Origin of the sequence: Dyadobacter sediminis (assembly GCF_005860765.1) — a bacterium.
GTDB classification, from domain to species: Bacteria; Bacteroidota; Bacteroidia; order Cytophagales; family Spirosomataceae; genus Dyadobacter; species Dyadobacter sediminis.
This window is the reverse complement of sequence record NZ_VCEI01000025.1, coordinates 866,568-884,829: the sequence shown is the minus strand read 5'-3', so window position 1 is coordinate 884,829 and position 18,262 is coordinate 866,568. Positions and strand designations below refer to the sequence as shown.

Genomic DNA, 18,262 nt, shown 5'->3' with positions numbered 1-18,262 from the left:
TGATTTGATTCCAAAATGAAAAGAAATCATATTTCAAAATACCTATTCAGGTTCGCTGCCTGCGCGCTGCTTTCGGTAATGGCGGGCTGCACCAATCTGGACGAAGAACTATACGATAGAATTACTTCCGAGAACTTTCTGCAGACACGCGAAGACGTAACGCGGGACTTTCTGAGAGCATTTGAACACAGTTACTGGAGCATTCAGGGCGGCAGTACATTCATGCTGCAGGAAAACAGCTCCGATGAAATGATGACCATCAACCGTCAGGGCGACTGGTTTGACGGCGGGCAGTTTCAGCGTGTACATTATCATACCTGGACTCCTCAGGACGGTTTTACCAGCGATCCCTGGAACGCACTTTACGGCGGCGTCACGCTGGCAACCAACTCGCTGGAAGATCTGGAAGGCATTACCGATCCTTCCAAGTTCGAGATGACGCGTGAAGAGCTGGACGGCATGATTGCCGAGCTAAAAGTGCTCCGTGCATGGCTGAACATCCGTTTGCTGGATTTTTACAGAAATATTGTAATTGTTACCAAAGTGAAAGGCCAGACAGAAGGCGGGCCCCAGGTTTCACCGCAGGAAGCATTTGCTTTTATCGAGCAGGAACTGAAAGATGCGCTGCCAAAACTTTCGACCAATACCACGCTGGGTAACAATGCAGTGGGACGCTGGACCAAAGGCGGCGCGGCTTCCCTACTTGTACGTCTGTACCTGAATTCCAAGGTTTATACCGGCACGGACCGTTTTGCAGATTGCGCAAAAATGGCCCAAGGCATCATTGATGGAGAATACGGCGATTATGCATTGGAAACACGCTGGGATGCTCCGTTTGACTACACCAATCCCGCTTCCAAAGAAACGATTTTCGGTTTTCCGGGAAGTTTCGCGCAGACGCACTGGCAGTATGACGGCGGCATGTATTTCTGGATGCTTCCTAACCTCGCACCAAGCTATTTCGGGTTCACCGATTTTGGTAATGCCAACCCCAAGTATGCCATGCAGCCGGGGCGCGACGTGGACAGCGTAGAGTACAACTTTACACTTGGAAAACCATTTATCAAATTCCAGAAATACAAGGATGACGTCCGTTTGAAAAAGTATAAAAATCTGGGCAACAGCAAACGCGAGGGAATGTTCCTGTACGGCTATCTTCCTTATACGAATTCGGCTGGAAAAGCAGATACCGTAAGAGGTTTCAAAGGCCCCTACCCGCTTTTCCTGCGTGATCAGGTAGGTAAATTCCTGGATGCCAAACCCGGGACCAAAATTGCGGACAAAGTTTCCAACATGAACAACGGCGACAATAACTCAGGTCTTTACCCTGTCAAATACCCTTACTATCCGAGTGACGACCAGAACAAGATTTCTTCGGCTTATGCAGAAGTACGTTTTGCCGAGATCTATTATTCCCTGGCTGAATGCAAATACCGCGCCGGTGATAAAGCAGGTGCTGCAGTGTTGCTGAATACAGTCCGCAAACGCAACTATCCGGCCGGCTCGCCCAGCCTTTACAAGGCAGACGGAAGCCAGCTGAACGATCAGGAAATGCTGGACGAGTGGATGCGCGAGTTTCTGGCAGAAGGCAGAAGAAGAACGGACCTGATCCGCTGGGGCATGTTCAATACCGGTACCTGGTGGGATAAAAAACCCGATGCAGACAACCATACGGAAATTTTCCCGATCGGACAGAATGTGCTGAACTCTTCGCCTCAACTGAAGCAAAATCCCGGATACTAAAATATATTTAAATGAAATTTCACAAGCCATTGGCCGTGCTGGGTGCCGCAACGTTGTTTGCGGTACTTGGCTCGGTTGGGCCGCATTCGGCCGTGCCGGGGGCGGCCAATTCTTTAATAGATAATACAAGGGATCTTTCCGATGTAAAGCGTCCGCGTGAAGCGTGGGTATTACGCTCGGTGCTCGATGCCCGGCCAAGAATTCTCAGCATTGCTTTGCATGACAATCTGTGGCTCGCCTACAATACCAAAACAGCCGCATTATACAAAGCCTGGACGGGAAAAATCAACTTCGGCGGTCCGGTATATACTTCTTCACACGGCCCGCAGCCGGTTTCTGCCGGAACGACCTATATGGAAGAACCGGACGAAAATCCCTGGCGGATTGAGGCCGATGGCAAGCAGGTTACGCCGGAGATCAGCTACAAAGGCCATACGATCCTGAATAATCAGGTTACCCTGAAATACGAGCTGGATTACCAGGGCAAAAAAATCGCAGTGGAGGAAAAACCGGAATTTTTTGATGCTGAAAACGGGAAAGCCGGCTTTGAACGTGTCTTTACGGTTTCTAATGTGCCTGCCGGCGCTTCCTTGTCACTGAACATGCATTTGAATTCTTTGTCAAATGCAACCGATTACAAAACGGACGGAAAATTTTCTGTAACCGAACAACGTGACGAAAATGCAGGAAGCCAGTCTTTCAAGGCAATAGACGGAAAACTGGTGCTGAACAACAATGGAAAAACAACCTTTGCTGTCAACCTGACCAAAAAACCCGAACAGCCCCAAACAGAACAAAAGGCAAGCAGATCAGAAATGGTGGCCGGTCTTTTTGCCAGAAGCGACTGCAATACCTGTCATAACCAGGATGTAAAAACGGTCGGTCCGGCTTACAAGGCCATTGCAGAACGTTACGAGAATAACGATCAGAACAAAAATGCGCTGGTTACAAAAGTGATCACCGGCGGTGCCGGCAACTGGGGGCAAATCGCCATGTCGCCTCATCCCGATCTGAAAAAAGAAGATGCCGAAACCATGGTTTCCTACATTCTGAACCTGGATGCGGAAAAGGAAAGAGCGCAGGCAGCCAGCAAACTGATGCCCAAGCCGGCCTACCCGATTACCATAAAACCGGTGGTTCCTGCCAAAGTGGCCACCGCTACGGAAAAACCCGGCATTGCGGTGAATATTTACCAGTTTGCAGGCGGCATCGGCAACGTACCGGAAGTCAACGACGAAATGCTTCCAGTAAAATCAGGATCGATCAATGCGCTGCATCTGGACGACAAGGATTTCGGTGATCTGAAAGACAACTTTGCTATTTACGCCAGCGGCTACATCAACATGAAAAAGACGACAAACATCGTTTTCCGGCTGGTTTGTGACGATGGCGGCAAGCTGTTTATTGATAACAAACTCGTTGCGGACAATGGCGTTAACCACGGACTTCAGCCTACGGACGGTGAAGTGATCCTGAAAGCGGGCAAACATCCTTTTAAAGTAGAATATTATCAGGGCTCGTTCGGCAAAGGTCTTTCGCTGCAATGGCGGCCTTATGGCAGCAAGGAATTTACCGTAGTACCGCCTTCAGTATTTACTTACAAAGGCGCGGACATAAAGAGAACGGGACAGACTGCGATTGAAGTAAAGAAAAACGACATTCCCGGTGACCAGTCGCCGCTTGTTGCCGTGCATCCGAGCTTTACACTGTCACAGGCGCGGCCGGATCATTTCCAGCCGAGAGTAGGCGGAATGGATTTTCTTGCCGATGGAAGAATGGTTGTAAGCACCTGGGATTCACTTGGCTCTGTATACATTGTGGACGGACGAAAAGCCGCTTCTCCGAATGACATCAAAGTAAAGCGCATTGCTTACGGACTGGCCGAGCCGCTGGGACTGAAAGTCGTGGACGATGAAATTTACGTGATGCAAAAACAGGAACTGACCAAACTCGTTGACCTGAACAAAGATGAACTCATTGATGAATACCAGACCATCTGCAACGGATGGAAGGTTTCTGCCAATTTTCATGAATTTGCTTTCGGGCTGGTTTATAAAGACGGTTATTTCTACGGAACGCTTGCAACGGCCATTAATCCGGGCGGTGCCAGCACCAAGCCGCAAATCCCGGATCGCGGGAAAGTAGTGAAGATTTCCAAAAAAGACGGCTCATTTACTTTTGTGGCTTCCGGGCTTCGTACACCAAACGGAATTGGCCTCGGCGTGGATAACGAAATCTTCATAGCAGACAATCAGGGCGACTGGCTGCCGGCTAATAAAATCATTCACCTGCAGGAAGGCGCATGGTACGGCTCGCGCTCGGTGGATTTTGAAGGAACGGCAAACAAAAAGGAAACACAGCCGGTAGTGTGGCTTACTCAGGACGAGATCGGCAATTCGCCCAGCCAGCCTGCCAGGCTGAACATTGGACCTTATCAGAACCAGATGATCCACGGAGATGTAACACACGGCGGTATCAAGCGCGTGTTTGCAGAAAAAGTAAATGGCGCTTATCAGGGAGCTGCATTCCGGTTTACGCAAGGACTGGAAGCAGGCGTCAACCGCCTGGTATGGAGTCCTGATGGTTCGCTTTATATTGGCGGCGTTGGTTCTACGGGCAACTGGGGACATACCGGCAAGCTGGGTTACGGCTTGCAAAAGCTGACCTTCAATGACAAAGTGGCTTTTGAAATGCTGGCAGTAAGGGCCAAACCGGATGGCGTGGAAATTGAATTTACCGAACCTTTGAAGGAAGGCGCTGGTGAAAAAGCCTCCGACTATGAAATCCGTCAATGGTGGTTTAAACCAACCGGCGATTACGGCGGACCCAAGCTGGATAATGAAAGTCTGACTGTGAAATCGGTCAAGGTATCTGCAGACCGGAAGAAAGTATCCTTGCAGCTGGCCGGCATGAAAAGCAGACACGTCGTCTACATTCATCTGAACCGCAAAACCATCACCAGCCAGAACGGCAACAGTCTCTGGAGCACAGAAGCATGGTATAATATGAACGAGATACCGGAGCATATCTGAACAGTTCGTTGACAAATAGAGAGGCTATAAGCGGAGTGTTGTTCATCTCCGTTTATAGCCTCTTTTTCTTTTGATATGCTGTTCCTGGCGGTTGGCTTTTAGCGATTGGCTTTTAGCTTTTAGGAAAATAGCGTTTCGGAATTGACAGATTTGGAAAAACTGTTAACCTTAATCTGTTCCAGTCAGTTACCCGACTTGAAAATTTCAGTTTACAATCCATCTGTTAACGGTATTGTACTTTCCTTCGATAACTATCTTGAAGTAACCTTTGGGTAAATTTGAAATGTCAAGGGCCGCCTTTTCGGCGGTAACCGGAAGCTGCTGCATCAGCATGTAATTGTCGCTGCCGCCTTCTTCAAAATGATTCGTAACAGCCAGCCATATCTTGACATTCCCCTCTTTTTCCAATGATCTCCAGCTCACATTGATTTTTTCCTTTTCCAATTTTACAACTGGATTTACAACGGACAATTTTCCCGTCAATGGAATTCCGTCCAGTTCAAAAGCCTGTTCTTTCGGGAAAGGAATCTGCAGATGCCTTCCGATGGTTGGCATAATGTCCACAATACCGGGAAACTGTTTTGCTTCCGAAGATTTCAGAAAGTAATCGTTTAATCCGGCTGTGTTGGTAACGATCCAGGTACTGCGTTCCGCATCAGACTGGCCGCCATGATTTTTTCCCGTAGGCTCACTCCTGCCGTGATCCGTAGTGATGAAAATCTGCCAATTTTCACCTGCTTTCTTCTGCCTGTTTTTTACAGCTTCCCACAGCCGCCCCATTTGTGCATCCATTTTCCGGATGGCATCGTTGAACTGCTCGCTGTTTCCGTATTTGTGCCCCATATCGTCCGTATATTCCAGATAAACCCAGGAAAGGTCCGGTGCCTGTTCCTGAATGTAGTCACTGGCTTCGTTTACAACCAGTTCATCAATGCGGTTGATATAAACTGCGTTTTTATCATGCGGAAAGTTGACCGTATCCAGTTCAAAACCGTCAAAGTAGTAGTCCATTTGCATATGGCCGGTTTGCGGCAGCCCCGTTCCGATCAGTTTGGTGCGGTTATCCAGCCATGTTGAAAAAACCGCTGTCTTTTTGGACGGATAAGCCTGCTTGAAAAACCGGAAAATGGTCCAGTAATTGTAATTGGGCGCCTGGATTTTATTATCCCATACATTGTGCTTGTTGACCCAGGTTCCTGTCAGCAGGCTGTTGTAGCCCACTGCAGAAATAGTTGGCGTTTGTGAATACGTGTTTTTCTCACCGCCGACAAATGCCTGCGAGAACCCGCCGGCTTTGGCAATGGCATCCAGATTGGGCGTCGGGACTTTCTTTAACTGCTCGTAAGATATTCCGTCAACAATGACGAACAATGCCTTGTTTTTGTCGTTTTGTGCAACACAAACGCTGCTGACGAACAAACAGGAAAATAAAAAATTGCGGTAATAATGAATAAACATGATTTCTGATTTACAGTAATAAAAAGACTGAGAGCCGTTTCTACCCGTTTCCAGCCTATTTACAAAGGAATATATCAGCCAGACAATGTACTTTGAAAATGTCCCTCAAATTTGCGACATCGAAATTCAGGTTTGCAGCATAAAGCAATATCATTTTTTCAAATACAGGAAACATTTACAAAATTGCCTAATGCCTGCTACTTACATTTTAATTTAGTGTTAAGAAATGGATCGTTTTTGACTGAACATTCATTAAATCAACTAGCGTGATCAGGGATTTGTATGTTAATGCCCGGCTGTTTGTATAATCCGGTTAAATCACATCCTGAAATTCGGCATTGATTCAGGTGGCCCCGCCGGGGCCAGACATTGCAAATGAAATAATCTTTTCTACAAACAGGAAGCCGCTCTGCGGCTGCGCAGGATTCCTAAAAGCACAATCCTGCAAAAAATGAATGCTGTTATTCAAAGCCGCTCCGGAGGAGCTTCCTGTTTGTAGAAAATAATCAAGCATAAAGAAACGCGGCTCCGGCGGAGCCTCCTGCAATTCGGCATTCATTCAGGATGCCCCGCCGGGGCCAAACACTGCAAACGAAATAATCGTTTCTACAAACAGGAAGCCGCTCTGCGGCTGCGCCGGATTTTAAAAGCACAATCCTGCGAAAAATGAATGCTGTTATTCAAAGCCGCTCCGGAGGAGCCCCCTGTTTGTAGAAACCCATCCGGATAAAGAAACGCGGCTCCGGCGGAGCCCCCTGTTTGTAGCTAATCGGGGGCTAATCTTTATAAGTTAGTTCAGCCAGCTGATCTATGAGTTCGTCGGATTGGATGAGGTACTGCGCCTCGTCGAGCAGGCCTTGCTGATAGGAACGGTGGAGCACATCGAGATCTGCCTTGATCTCACGCCGACGTCTTGGCCGGGGCGGTTTCTGTTTGGCAGGATAATGTATTTCAATCCATTCAGCAATTTTACTGACGATAAAAACAAACGTCCCGATAAATATAAAAAGAAGCAGTTCTAGTAGCAGCACGGTAAAAGCCTTTTTTCTGATTATTATAACCCTTGACCGGGTACCCGTTGTAAACTTAACAAAAACAGTTGGGGTCGGCAATACCTGAATTTATGTCCGGATGCAATATCCTGCTTCTTCTGGCCTGTCTGTTTGAAAATAAAAATTGCGATTATAATTAACCGTTGCTGAATCTGCAACCAAATAGAAACATGTGCCGGATCATTTGGGCTTGAAAAATACCGGAATCTGGAATACGTATGCTGGCAGCATGCAGAAAAGCCTGTTTGTGCGGTTAAAGGATCGGCTTTTTACAACATTGGAAACAGACTGGTTTACGATACCTCTTTATCGGTAGCCTGTATTTTAGTCATGGCTTGTGTGTATTCCTTTGGAGTAAGTGCAGAAATTTGATTGACAACCACACCGCCTAAGGGTATCCAGCCTTCTTTGATGTATGCATTTACGATCTGAGCCAATTTGTCCAGACCATTTGATTCCACTATCAGGTATCTGGTGTCATCATCAATATTTGAACTTTTTATACTGTAGTTTAGCATCATATGTATAAGAAATTTTATGTCAGACTGATACTTAAACTCGTTTTGCTGAACGGATTGATGCGGCTTTTAAAACAGTTAGATTAAAAAAACATTACAAGCTTTTCTTTAACTATCTCCTGCAAAGACATCATGTTTATATAAACCAAAGATGGCCGCTCCTTACAATAGTAACCATTTGTATATCTTATGCCAATCCTGATTTATTTAACGGTAAACCTTTCTGACACTTCAAACACCGCCCCAACCCGTTACGATCAGGATCAGTGATTTCATATTAAAATACTCCCTCACACATACTTTATTTTCATAGCATGACAGCTCGGTGAATTTGCTGCTGATTTGCTTTGGCTTTTACCCTCAGCGTAACGGAGGTATGGATAACGCAGGCTTTGCGAATAGCAGAATACAAGCAAAGGCTGCCCTGATTGATGACAAGACAGCCTTTTACATCTTATGAAAGGTAATTACATTACTTGATTTTCTACTGCCGCGGCATGCTGCGACAAATGGCTCCATTGCTCGTAAAGGTTTGCAGGCAAGTCCGGAAGTGCCTGCCGGATTGCTGAAACGGGGTCATTGACAAACAAGATGCTGTTTTCAGGACTGCTTTCCAGCCAGCGGGTAAAATCCTCGTCTCTTGCGATCAACTGTTCCAGCACATACTTTGCCTGATCGGCTGCCCCGGTGCTTTGTTCTGCCAGCTTGGCTACTGCCGGATGCGAGTCCGCTTGCAGGGAACCGGCCATTGCAGGCAGGATATGCATGGTAAAATCAGCGCCATGTGGTGTCGCAAGTTTTACGGATATCTTGCGTTGAATTGTTTCGGACATGTTTCTTCGTAAATTAGATAAAACGTTTTTTAGACAAACAACGGATCACCTCCCAGCTGCAAAGAGGCGTTCATACTGCCGTAATCAAGTTTGTATTCCTTGCTTCCGGTCCAGGAAATTGCATCCACTGCATTCACCAGCAGCAGATCAATAGAGGGCGAATCATCTTTGTTAAGCTTCTCGATCAGCGCGGGTACGGCTTGATCGGCTCCCATAATCAGTCCGATGACAAGCCCTCCTACAATGAGCGCAGCGCCATCCGTAAGCACGATAAGGATCAGCATTACAATGGATGCGACAATCATAATAATGGCCTGCGTCAGCTGCGAACCGGATGACTGGTTGATGGCATGCGTGATCGAAGGGTCCTGATACTGGACAAATGTCAATGTTTGCCCATTGCTTGAACTTCCCAGTGAAATGGTATACCAGTGTACGGCCGTACAGGTTGCCGTAATGCCCGCTGCTATTTCTGTTTCGGTATAGCTTGTCAGCGTGAGCAACTGTCCGTTCGATTCAACGCTGAGTCCTTTCAGTTTCGGATAGTACGCTGTCCCGTTTTGCTCAACTGAAGAAAGGTCTACCGTGGTGCCTTCCGTCAGGTAAAGCTTTGTACCGGCATCGTTCATCAGAAAATTGCTGTCAGTCAGTCCGGTATAAGTCTTGCAAATGGCTGGACGTACAAGGTCATACAGCGCTCTTGCCTGCGAAACCAGAAAACCGGACCGGCTCAGTGCGGGAATGGAGGAAACGCTTACTTGTTCCGAAAGGGTTTCTCCAGTACGATTTCCTGTCATGCACAGTACTCCGAAAAGGCTGTTATCTACCGTATCCAGATCCAGATAGGCATAGCTTGTATAATTCGGATTGACAAATCCCCACTGGCCTGTGTCAATGATGCGGTTCAAGTTTACCACAGCAAAAATATGATTGAATTCCTGCAGGTTACTGGTACCCCACTGTACGATTGCTTCGGTGATAACACCTTCGGCTACCATGCCGGCTGCAGGTGAAAGCGACAGACTGACCATTGCAATGACAGGATCGTCGTCCGAATCGGCTGCAGCCTTGGCAACCAGCTTTGTCAGGCTGCCGCTTGCAGGCGGGTCTGCGTCGGTATGCGGGATAAAGTGCAGTGAAATTTCAATCACGGCCTGGCCGCTGTCGTATTTTAAAACCTTGCTGGTTGTCTTATACGTAAGCACCACATTGGTCAGCGGCAGCTGCATCCGTATTTTCTTGCCGTCACCGCCCTTCGTAATTTGCCAATCCCCAAAATTTCCCGTTACCGAATACGTATCTTCGTCGTGGGAGAAATTCAACGGAGATGATTTATGGTCGATGATCGCCTTATTTACATCGGCAGCGCGAACAACAAAGGCCGTATCCCATCCATAGGTATAAACGGCTGTTCCGGTATCTGACATGAACAGAAGGTTTAAAATAAATTAATTTGAATTTTTCACGCAACCTGCATCGGAACACGGGATCAGAACGAACGCCGGCTGTAAGGCGACAAAGGCTTTCAGCCCGGCATCCGTCTGATCGTGTTTTGAATAGAAGCAATCGGTGAAAACAGGATTTATACTTTGGCCAGACCGTATTGCAAACAGCGGCCAGATAATCAGCTGGCTTTTAAACCCACCTGCAGCGAACCGGTAAGCGTGGCACTTTTCAGTGTGAAAGCGGATACACCCGGCCAGGCATACGGCCCGATCACCTCATTGGCAAAAGCATCAAAACCGGGAATGTCCTCATAATCGTCATTGGCCATTTTCTCGATGATTGCATCCACGGCATTATCAACCCCTGCAACCGCGCCAGCCAATGCTGCCAGCGTACCGACAAATTTCCATTTCGGCGTTTTGAAAGCAGCTTTGATGTTGGTGAGCTTGCCTTTGGATTGCGTGGCAGCATCGCCGGATGCCTGCCTTTCACTGGCCGCTTCCGCATCCGGGTTTTCTGCCCTTGCATTGGCCATAGCCTCTTCATCAATGACAGCGGTACCACCGTCTTCAGACAACTCTGTAACTTCGGTGGCTGCGGTCAGTCCTTCAATAATCGGGCCGGCCAGAGCAATCAATGCCAGTGCAGCAGCTACGCAACCTTCCACGATTTCACGGGTAATGGCGGATTTGGTCTTCACCACACTTACAACCATGCTGTTTGTTACCTGGTCGTACCAGAAGACGTTATGATCGTTCAGTTTCAGTGTAAGCCGTTCGTTGTAGTTGACAAAAACATCATAATCCGACGTGTACGAGTATTTCAGTTTTGTAAAATCAATGACAACCTCTGAATTGTCGAGGCTCATGTTGAAATTACCCTTGCCGATCGTAACGGTTGTTGACAGGAAAACATCTATGCTGCTTCCGTTTACGTCAAGAATATACTCGTCTCCGCTGCCTTTGCTCAACAGCCATTGGTTTCCTTTCGACATTACCTCGACCTTGTAGTTGCTATCCACAGAAACGTTGGTCTGATTGAACAAGGCATTGATCAGGTCTGTGGACAAGGTACCGGCATCGAGCGTGGTACCATACTGGCTGCCGATGCTGCCTTTCTTGTTATCGTCCAGCATAAATTTACCCCAGATCATGTCTGCAGTGTTGGTCACGGTGAGCCCGTCATTGGTAATAGCGAAACTGGATGGGTCCGCATTGCTGAACAGAGAACATGCACCGGCCAGCATCATGTTGGCCATGAACATTTCACCGCTGATCAGAAAGCCGGCATCAGAACCATCCGGAATAGCAAACGGAGATACCTGGTGATTGGTGCCTGGCTGGTGATTAAGGATCATCGACAGTACGCCGAATACGCCTGTATCCAGCGATCCGTTATCCGTTACGGCATAGCTTGTGGCTGTCGGCTTGATCCACTGATACTTGTCGGACTGTGAAAGTTGCGGACTCAGGTCAATGGAAGAAAATACATAATTAAAGTTGCCGATATTAACATTAAACCATTCGCTCAGCAGCTGCGGAAAAACAGTAGCGCCCAGACCGGATGTCGGGTTGTTGTTTATGGTATCAATAATGACGGCAGGATCACTGTCGGTACTTGAGCTCAGCACGTTCAGGTTTTGCTTCCATACTTTGTCAAACTGATAAATATTCAAAAACTTGTCATTCTCCTTGTCGGCCGAGAAAAAAAGATAGTAAGAATTAACCCCGTCCTGGATCAGCCATTCATACCCTGCTTTTTGTACGGATACATCCGGGCTCGACAAAGTTTTACCGTTTGCAGTGAATGCAGCGGATAAAGCAGCATCCACTGTCTTGGCATTCAGGTCTGTCACAATGCTGTCCACACCGGTATTAATACCGAAATGAAACTGGCCGGGCTCCGGAACCCAGTTCATGTTGACAATGATTTTGACAGAAGGCGCCGGTGACAAGCCGTCAAAATTTACCGACTTGCTGCCATAGCTGTAAGTCCCGCTTACAATCGGACATTTCATAGCAATGTTTTTTCCGTCTCCGTTTTCTGCCAGCTGCCAGGGACCGAAGGTGGCGTCCAGCTTGAAGGTAAGGCCGGTATCATCATCATTGTAGGCCTGGGAAATGTTTTTGGCTTTGCTGTCCACACTGCCCCAATTGGTCGTAAGGGCTTCATTTGCAGTAATAAAGTTCATTGCAAAGACGTTATCCCATCCATAGGTATCCGCATTGCTGCCGGAGGATGTCAGGACTTGTGGAGCACTTGGTTCTGCTAACATAGATTGGTTTTGATTAAGTGAAAAAAGATTGATTGTTTGATTCGGATTTTGATATAAAAAGGGCCGGTTTTACAGAAATGTGCTTTTCAGTAAGTAATGAAGTCAGCCGGATTTCTGGCCGACATTGTTTTCAGTAATGGTTTCCGCGGGTATACATGGCTCCGTCCAGTCCGGCTTCAGATACCTGAAAGGTTTGTCCGTCCTCTTTCCAGTCAATAAGGTTAGCCAGATTGACGACCGAACCCGTCAGGGAGGATTCGATTGCACTATTCACATTGCCCATCCCAATGCCTTGTATCTGATTGGAAAAACCATCGATGCTGTCCATGATTGCGGATGTCAGTCCTGCAACGTTGGTTATGCCGGTAACTACCAGAAGTGCCCAGTCGTACCAGTGTATGGTAGAATTTTGCTGTTTTACCGGATTCGGGTCTTCCTCAAACCGGATGGTGTTATTGCTGTAAGACAAAGGATTGACAGTCGAAAGACTCCAGTCGTAAGATGCGTCCGGCAGATCTTCAAGGCCAAACAGAAAGGTAAGCGGGCCTCCGCCGGATGTCTGCGACGCCAGTCCGTTGCCATTGTTACTCGTTGACAAATTAAAGGAATGAGCCGTAATCCCGCCCTTTGAGGTGGCCACATTGAAATCGCCGTTATTGGAAATCCTGCATATTTCGTTTGTTTCACTCAGGCTGAAATTACTGGATCCAAACGCAGACTTGATGGCCGGCAAAATGGCATTGGCAAAAAATACATATTGTGAAACCAGAATGCTTGTGCTGCTCTGCGCTGACAAAGCTGCTGCATCGAAGGAAGGAACGGCTGGAAAATCCTTGTCGGATAGCTGACAAAGCAGACAGAATACATTGGCTACACTGGTTTCCTGATAAAAATACTGCCATTTATAGGGTTTCAGCCAGGAAGCAACATGGGCCGGTGCCGGATTGATGCTATTGAACACCGTCCTGAGTCTTGCCTTGTTTTCCACGATAATATCCGACATGAATTTCTTCAGAATTCCAAGTGCTATCGTGTTCAGTTTTTGCTGAGGGTCCAGCAGGCTGTACACGGCAACATATCCCGGATTATCCGGATCCGAGTCATTGACCGGCGTAAAAACCAGATCCGTTATCCCGGAACTGCCCACTGTACTTTGTGCATCTCCCGATCCCATCCAGCCCAGGCTGATCTGCATGACGGGCGTAACGCCGGCCAGGTCGTAACTGCCTTTAAGCACTCCTCCGGTGAACTGCATCAATCCTTTGGCAATCGGCATGCTGACATTCAGCAGGTTGTTGCTGCCCTTGGGTACGATTTGCCACGGGCTGAACTTTCCCTGTATCGTAATGGTAGAGCCGGAATCATCGTCAAGGTGACTGTAGGTAAAGTCCATTTCCGCATCCGAAAGATTGTTCGTCAGGATTTTGTTGACTTCGTCGAGTGTAATTGCATAGCAATAGTCGTAGCCGTAAGTTCTCATGCTGTCATTTTTAGGTATTTAAAAAGAAATTTTGAAGTTCTTCAGGCAGAAGCTGCCGTTTGCGGCTGCGGGATCTGTGGTGCAGGAGCTGCCGTTTGCGGCTGCGGGATCTGCTGAGCCGGCGGATCATTCTCCTTGCTTTTCAGCGTCAGGTAAGTTACACTGCTGATTCCCGTCAGTGCAAGTAAGGTGTCGCTCAGTTCGGGCAGCTCGCAGCCGTTGGTAACGAGTGACACTTTGTACAGATAAACCGTGATGGCAATAATCGTCCAGGCCAGGTTCTGGAAACGGTGCAGGCTGATGCCGTTGTCGTCGGACAAAATATCAATGAAAAAGCCTTGTGATGGTGTATTCTGATGCCGGTCGCGGTTGTCGTTCATTTCATTTTTGTCCATAATGGTCGAAGCGACCGCAGTCCCGGCGAATATACCCATCAGGACCAATGCCGTTTTATTTATGGTCCCGGCGGCACAGTCTCCTTTACAAAGTGACAAATAGATATAGGCAGATGAGATGATTACCGTCCAGAGCCCGAACTGTACTTTGGTAAGGCTGAACGGCGCGGTCTTGTCCAGCGGCATCCATTTATGCGTCTGCTGCAACTGTGCAGCATTCGCATTGAAAGCCTGTAGATCGCTGATTTCGTCCCTTACCAGATTGCTGTATTTTGCCAGCCCGAGAAAAAGCACAATAATGGTGCCTATGATGGTGAACGCCAGCAAATGCCGGACGTCATATTCGGTACTGCCCGTGCAGCCTGTAAGGCATATACCCGCGGCAACCGCGGCAAAAACGCTGATCAGATTTTTCATAAAGTTGTAATTTGAACATTGGAAGATAAAGGCGACAGGACTGCTGCCCCCTGCATGTAGCGATGGAGCCGGTCTGGCAGCCCGTTATAAGCTCCATTAACGCCCTTGGTTATACGTTTGAAATATTCCAGGTTTGCACCGGAGTCAATCGGCTGCTTCGGGTTTATTTTATCGGCAAATCCGTTCAGCTTTGCACGGTCCCAGAACCAGCCTGCACTGAGTGCGGCATACTTAAGCTGATCGGGGCTGCATAGCGTGATGTTCTTTCCGCCGAGCAACTGCGGATTGCTTACAAAGTCCACGTTAAATGCTTCGCTGAGCAGCTGGTAATTGTTCCTGCCGGTAATCTGGATCAGTCCGCGACCTTTGAACTTTACGCCGTCGCCCGGTTGCGTGTTGCCAAGGGCTTGCCGGCCTTCATACGCAGCCCCCGATGCCAGTTCCTCGGTATAGAACAGCCCGCCGCTTTCATGAGCAACCTGCGCCATAAAACAAAGCTGCCGCTGAGGCGTGTGAATTGCGTACCGGTCAAAAGTGGCGTTGATATAGGGCAAAAAGATCATGGCACTGGCAGCGGTCGAGCATGCCACGGCCTGCAGTTGTGTACTGGTCATAAAAGGGTAATGGTTATAAATTAACTGCGTAATACTGTTTCAGGCTCATCAGCACATTGGCATACGGCTGCCGGCTCACCTGGATAACTTTCCCGAACGGTCGGTCGAGGGTATAAATCAGAAACATGCACATGGCCAGATAACCTGAAAAAAAACCAAGACTGATCCTTCTCACCCTGTCTGAGGGCGCTGTCAGAAAATAAGAGAACACAATTAGTAAAAGACTGCCTGTCTGCAGGGTAAACCATACCAGGTCAGGAATGTGAGATCTGGCATAGCTCAGCCGTTTTCTCCTCAACTCGCTGATTTTACTCAAATCCTGATCCACAACAGCATAGATACTTTCTTCCGTTTTGGTGGAAGGCTCTATGCGCAGCAAGGCCAGCCTCAGGCTCGGGATCGCACTGGGACGTTCGGCTACGTTTGGGCCGTTCATCCGCCACTCTTCCTGCAGTACTTGCCTGCAATAGCCGATCATGGCTGTTTTCAAGGACATCTGCAGACTGTCGGGCAAAGTGCCCGTATGCGCCATGATCCCGTTGAGCTTGTCGGTTTCTTCTTCAATGGTTTTGCTCAGCTCGTCGTAATCGTCCCAGACAGCGATGATCACAAAGGCAAGGATCAGCGAATAGATCAGCCCGATGGCCCCGAACATGATACCCGCAAGCTCATTATCTTCCTGGCTGAGATGAAGTTTGACAAACCGCTTGAAAGCAGACAGGCCCAGCTGCGCAACCAGCACACAGAACAGCACAAAGAGCAGGCAAAGCACAGGAGCAGGCAGCCAGCCGGCCACTTCGGCGTCTACAATAAAGCTGACCATGGCTGTTATGCTTTAACCGCACCGGTAACTGTTCCGATGATCATATTGATCAGCCCGTTACGGAACTTGTCGATCTGTACCGATGCCAGACCGGCCTCTTTCAGCGAAGTGAGTTCTTCGAGTGCTGTTTCTTCCTGTAAAAGAAACTGAAGATCTTCGCCGGTCAAGGCGCCGGTTTCTACCTCTGTCGCCCAGCGGACAAGGTTTGACCTGATTTCCTGCAGGGCGTTCTTGCCGTCCCGGGTTGCCTGGCTTACATACCCGTCAATCGATTCTTTGGCCACCGACTCCACGCCGCTTCTGAGGTTTTCATAAAGCTGGTCAAAATTGATTACATTCATATCTTTTATAGCTAATAAATTGAGGAACAGCTATTAATTGGCAACCTGCTTGATCTTGCCGCTTTCCAGCTGCGAAATCTGGTCGAACGATTCGCTGACAAGCTGCTGGGATTCCTTGATGAAGGCAGCGTTGAGGGTCTTTTCCGTCTGCCATCTTTTAAGGAATCCACCAAAGGAATGGCCGCTGGAATCGCGAACAACGAGCCACATTTTTTCGGAAACCAGATTTTTAGGACGGTTCTTTTCGTATTCATACATCTTATCAATCGCCGTCTTCATCCGGGCGACTTCATCCCGATGGCTTTCATAAGGCTGGGTTGCATTGCTCATGAGGTTTACCGCATCTACTTTCAGGGAAGTGGACTGGGTATAAGAATACTGGTCAAATCTGGAAATCGTGGAGCAGCCTGTGGCAGCCATCATCAAAACGGGGATGCAGAGAGATCCCAGCCTTGCAGGAACAAAATTGCGCATGGTATAAAGTATTTACAGTAACGATCAAGAGCAGTGTGCCGGATCGGATAAAACAGCAGGTCGCCGGTTTATCCTGAACTTATGATGGTGGGTTATGCTGATTTGCATTGGACGATACAAAGATATACTGGCTGAAAACCAGACACAATAGCCTAAACAGGCTATTTTTCATCGCCGGAACGGCTCCTGTCATTGTTTATTTTACAGGCTGTCCGAACTTCAGGGACAGTTCAGGTCAGCTGTGACCATGGTCTTGCCGGAAAGGTCAGGATCATTTTCCGGAATTGGCCATATAAACAGACTATAATAGCCCGACCTGCCTTCCAGAATTTATCGGATTGACCTGCTTGTTGTATGGAAACCGGATATTTAAAATATTTCCTGATATAATAATATGCAGGTAGCTTGGAATGTGATATAGTTTTACTTTTTTAGAGTATTGACTTGAAGACATAACTCAAAAATCCGTTTTAAAAAGCCATGATCATCATGAAAAAATCTGTATTTCAGTTATCGGTATTATTGATCTGCTGTTTTTCCGCTTCGGTAACCCGGGCGCAGCTGAGTCTGGGGCTTAGAGCAGGAGTTAACTTTGCCAATCTGGCGGTGACCGATGAGGAGAGTTTTCCTTTCAAGCCAAAGGCAGGGCTGAGTTTTGCTTTATTATTCCATTTGCCCCTTGGTACTTCCACTGCCATTCAGATTGAGCCGGGATTTTCGCAGCGAGGAGGCCGGATTTCAACAAAGACCAGTGAATTCATTAATAATCAGCAGGTTAAAGCCGATATTAAAGGCAAATTACTGGTAAATTACATTGAATTGCCCGTATTGTTTCAGTATAAGCCAAAGCTCGGAAAAATGGAAGGACTTCTTTCCATCGGCCCTGAATTCCGTTTAATGACAGGCAATGTAAGGGCAAAATCCAGTTCCAGGGTTTATGTTGACGGCGTACTTATTTCCAGTACAAGCGGAGATGAATCGTATGCGTCGGGCAATGATACCCGTAAGTTTGATTTTGGCCTGTCTGGCGGTGCCGGACTGGCTTATCCGCTCGGAACAGTAAAAGTTTTTGCGGAAGGACGTTATCATCTGGGACTGGCAAATCTTGCAACGCCCATTGATGGCGACAATTCCAAAGTGCATAACCGCGGCGCATCCGTTCATATTGGCGTTCTTGTTCCAGTCGGAAAGTGATCCTAGAAAAAAGCAGCACGTGTTTGTAGTGCCCCCAAGAAGTATCCAACTTTTTGGGGACAGTGCACAGCTGAAGAGCAGCTTCCTGTTTGCAGAAAGGGTTTATTCCGTTTACAATGTCTGGCCCCGGCGGGGCCGCCTGAACGAATGCCGAATTTCAGGGGGCT

Annotated in this window: 16 protein-coding genes; 3 read left to right on the top strand and 13 right to left on the bottom strand. The window is 47.8% G+C overall.

Annotation, left to right across the window (positions count from 1 at the left end):
- Nucleotides 1–15: 15 nt before the first annotated feature.
- Nucleotides 16–1,743 carry a RagB/SusD family nutrient uptake outer membrane protein gene (locus FEM55_RS15930; protein WP_138282338.1) on the top strand — a complete coding sequence of 576 codons (1,728 nt, stop codon included), beginning with the start codon at nucleotides 16–18 and terminating at the stop codon, nucleotides 1,741–1,743.
- Nucleotides 1,744–1,754: 11 nt separating this feature from the next.
- The gene (locus FEM55_RS15925; protein ID WP_138282337.1) at nucleotides 1,755–4,775 is read left to right on the top strand and encodes a PA14 domain-containing protein; all 3,021 of its coding nucleotides are present in this window, start codon (nucleotides 1,755–1,757) and stop codon (nucleotides 4,773–4,775) included.
- Nucleotides 4,776–4,979: 204 nt separating this feature from the next.
- On the opposite strand, the gene FEM55_RS15920 is transcribed toward FEM55_RS15925, so the two are convergent.
- From FEM55_RS15920 to FEM55_RS15860, 13 genes are all read right to left on the bottom strand, one after another.
- Nucleotides 4,980–6,233 carry an alkaline phosphatase family protein gene (locus FEM55_RS15920; protein WP_138282336.1) on the bottom strand — a complete coding sequence of 418 codons (1,254 nt, stop codon included), beginning with the start codon at nucleotides 6,231–6,233 and terminating at the stop codon, nucleotides 4,980–4,982.
- A 343-nt stretch (nucleotides 6,234–6,576) separates the two neighbouring features.
- Nucleotides 6,577–6,792, bottom strand: a complete 216-nt coding sequence (locus FEM55_RS15915; protein ID WP_138282335.1) for a hypothetical protein — start codon at nucleotides 6,790–6,792, stop codon at nucleotides 6,577–6,579.
- Between the two features lie 217 nt (nucleotides 6,793–7,009).
- Entirely contained in the window at nucleotides 7,010–7,264 is a 255-nt protein-coding gene (locus tag FEM55_RS15910; protein ID WP_138282334.1) for a hypothetical protein, read from the bottom strand.
- A gap of 314 nt (nucleotides 7,265–7,578) precedes the next feature.
- Entirely contained in the window at nucleotides 7,579–7,806 is a 228-nt protein-coding gene (locus tag FEM55_RS15905; RefSeq protein WP_138282333.1) for a hypothetical protein, read from the bottom strand.
- Between the two features lie 464 nt (nucleotides 7,807–8,270).
- Nucleotides 8,271–8,636 carry a hypothetical protein gene (locus tag FEM55_RS15900; protein ID WP_138282332.1) on the bottom strand — a complete coding sequence of 122 codons (366 nt, stop codon included), beginning with the start codon at nucleotides 8,634–8,636 and terminating at the stop codon, nucleotides 8,271–8,273.
- A 29-nt stretch (nucleotides 8,637–8,665) separates the two neighbouring features.
- The gene (locus FEM55_RS15895; protein ID WP_138282331.1) at nucleotides 8,666–10,063 is read right to left on the bottom strand and encodes a TULIP family P47-like protein; all 1,398 of its coding nucleotides are present in this window, start codon (nucleotides 10,061–10,063) and stop codon (nucleotides 8,666–8,668) included.
- A gap of 197 nt (nucleotides 10,064–10,260) precedes the next feature.
- On the bottom strand, nucleotides 10,261–12,357 hold the full coding sequence (locus tag FEM55_RS15890; protein WP_138282330.1) for a TULIP family P47-like protein: 2,097 nt from the start codon (nucleotides 12,355–12,357) through the stop codon (nucleotides 10,261–10,263).
- Nucleotides 12,358–12,487: 130 nt separating this feature from the next.
- Nucleotides 12,488–13,837: a TULIP family P47-like protein gene (locus FEM55_RS15885; RefSeq protein ID WP_138282329.1), complete on the bottom strand. Its 1,350-nt coding sequence runs from the start codon at nucleotides 13,835–13,837 to the stop codon at nucleotides 12,488–12,490.
- A gap of 41 nt (nucleotides 13,838–13,878) precedes the next feature.
- Nucleotides 13,879–14,649 (bottom strand): hypothetical protein, encoded by a 771-nt coding sequence (locus FEM55_RS15880; protein ID WP_138282328.1) that lies wholly within the window; start codon nucleotides 14,647–14,649, stop codon nucleotides 13,879–13,881.
- Nucleotides 14,646–15,263: a glycoside hydrolase family 19 protein gene (locus FEM55_RS15875; RefSeq protein ID WP_138282327.1), complete on the bottom strand. Its 618-nt coding sequence runs from the start codon at nucleotides 15,261–15,263 to the stop codon at nucleotides 14,646–14,648. The genes FEM55_RS15880 and FEM55_RS15875 overlap by 4 nt, the downstream gene beginning before the upstream one ends.
- 13 nt (nucleotides 15,264–15,276) lie before the next feature.
- Entirely contained in the window at nucleotides 15,277–16,086 is an 810-nt protein-coding gene (locus FEM55_RS15870) for a bestrophin-like domain (RefSeq protein WP_138282326.1), read from the bottom strand.
- 5 nt (nucleotides 16,087–16,091) lie between these two features.
- Nucleotides 16,092–16,427: a hypothetical protein gene (locus tag FEM55_RS15865; RefSeq protein WP_138282325.1), complete on the bottom strand. Its 336-nt coding sequence runs from the start codon at nucleotides 16,425–16,427 to the stop codon at nucleotides 16,092–16,094.
- A gap of 33 nt (nucleotides 16,428–16,460) precedes the next feature.
- Nucleotides 16,461–16,901 (bottom strand): hypothetical protein, encoded by a 441-nt coding sequence (locus FEM55_RS15860; protein WP_138282324.1) that lies wholly within the window; start codon nucleotides 16,899–16,901, stop codon nucleotides 16,461–16,463.
- Between the two features lie 489 nt (nucleotides 16,902–17,390).
- Here FEM55_RS15860 and FEM55_RS15855 point away from each other — a divergent pair, with 489 nt between their 5' ends.
- Nucleotides 17,391–18,095: a porin family protein gene (locus FEM55_RS15855; protein ID WP_171036577.1), complete on the top strand. Its 705-nt coding sequence runs from the start codon at nucleotides 17,391–17,393 to the stop codon at nucleotides 18,093–18,095.
- Nucleotides 18,096–18,262: the final 167 nt, after the last annotated feature.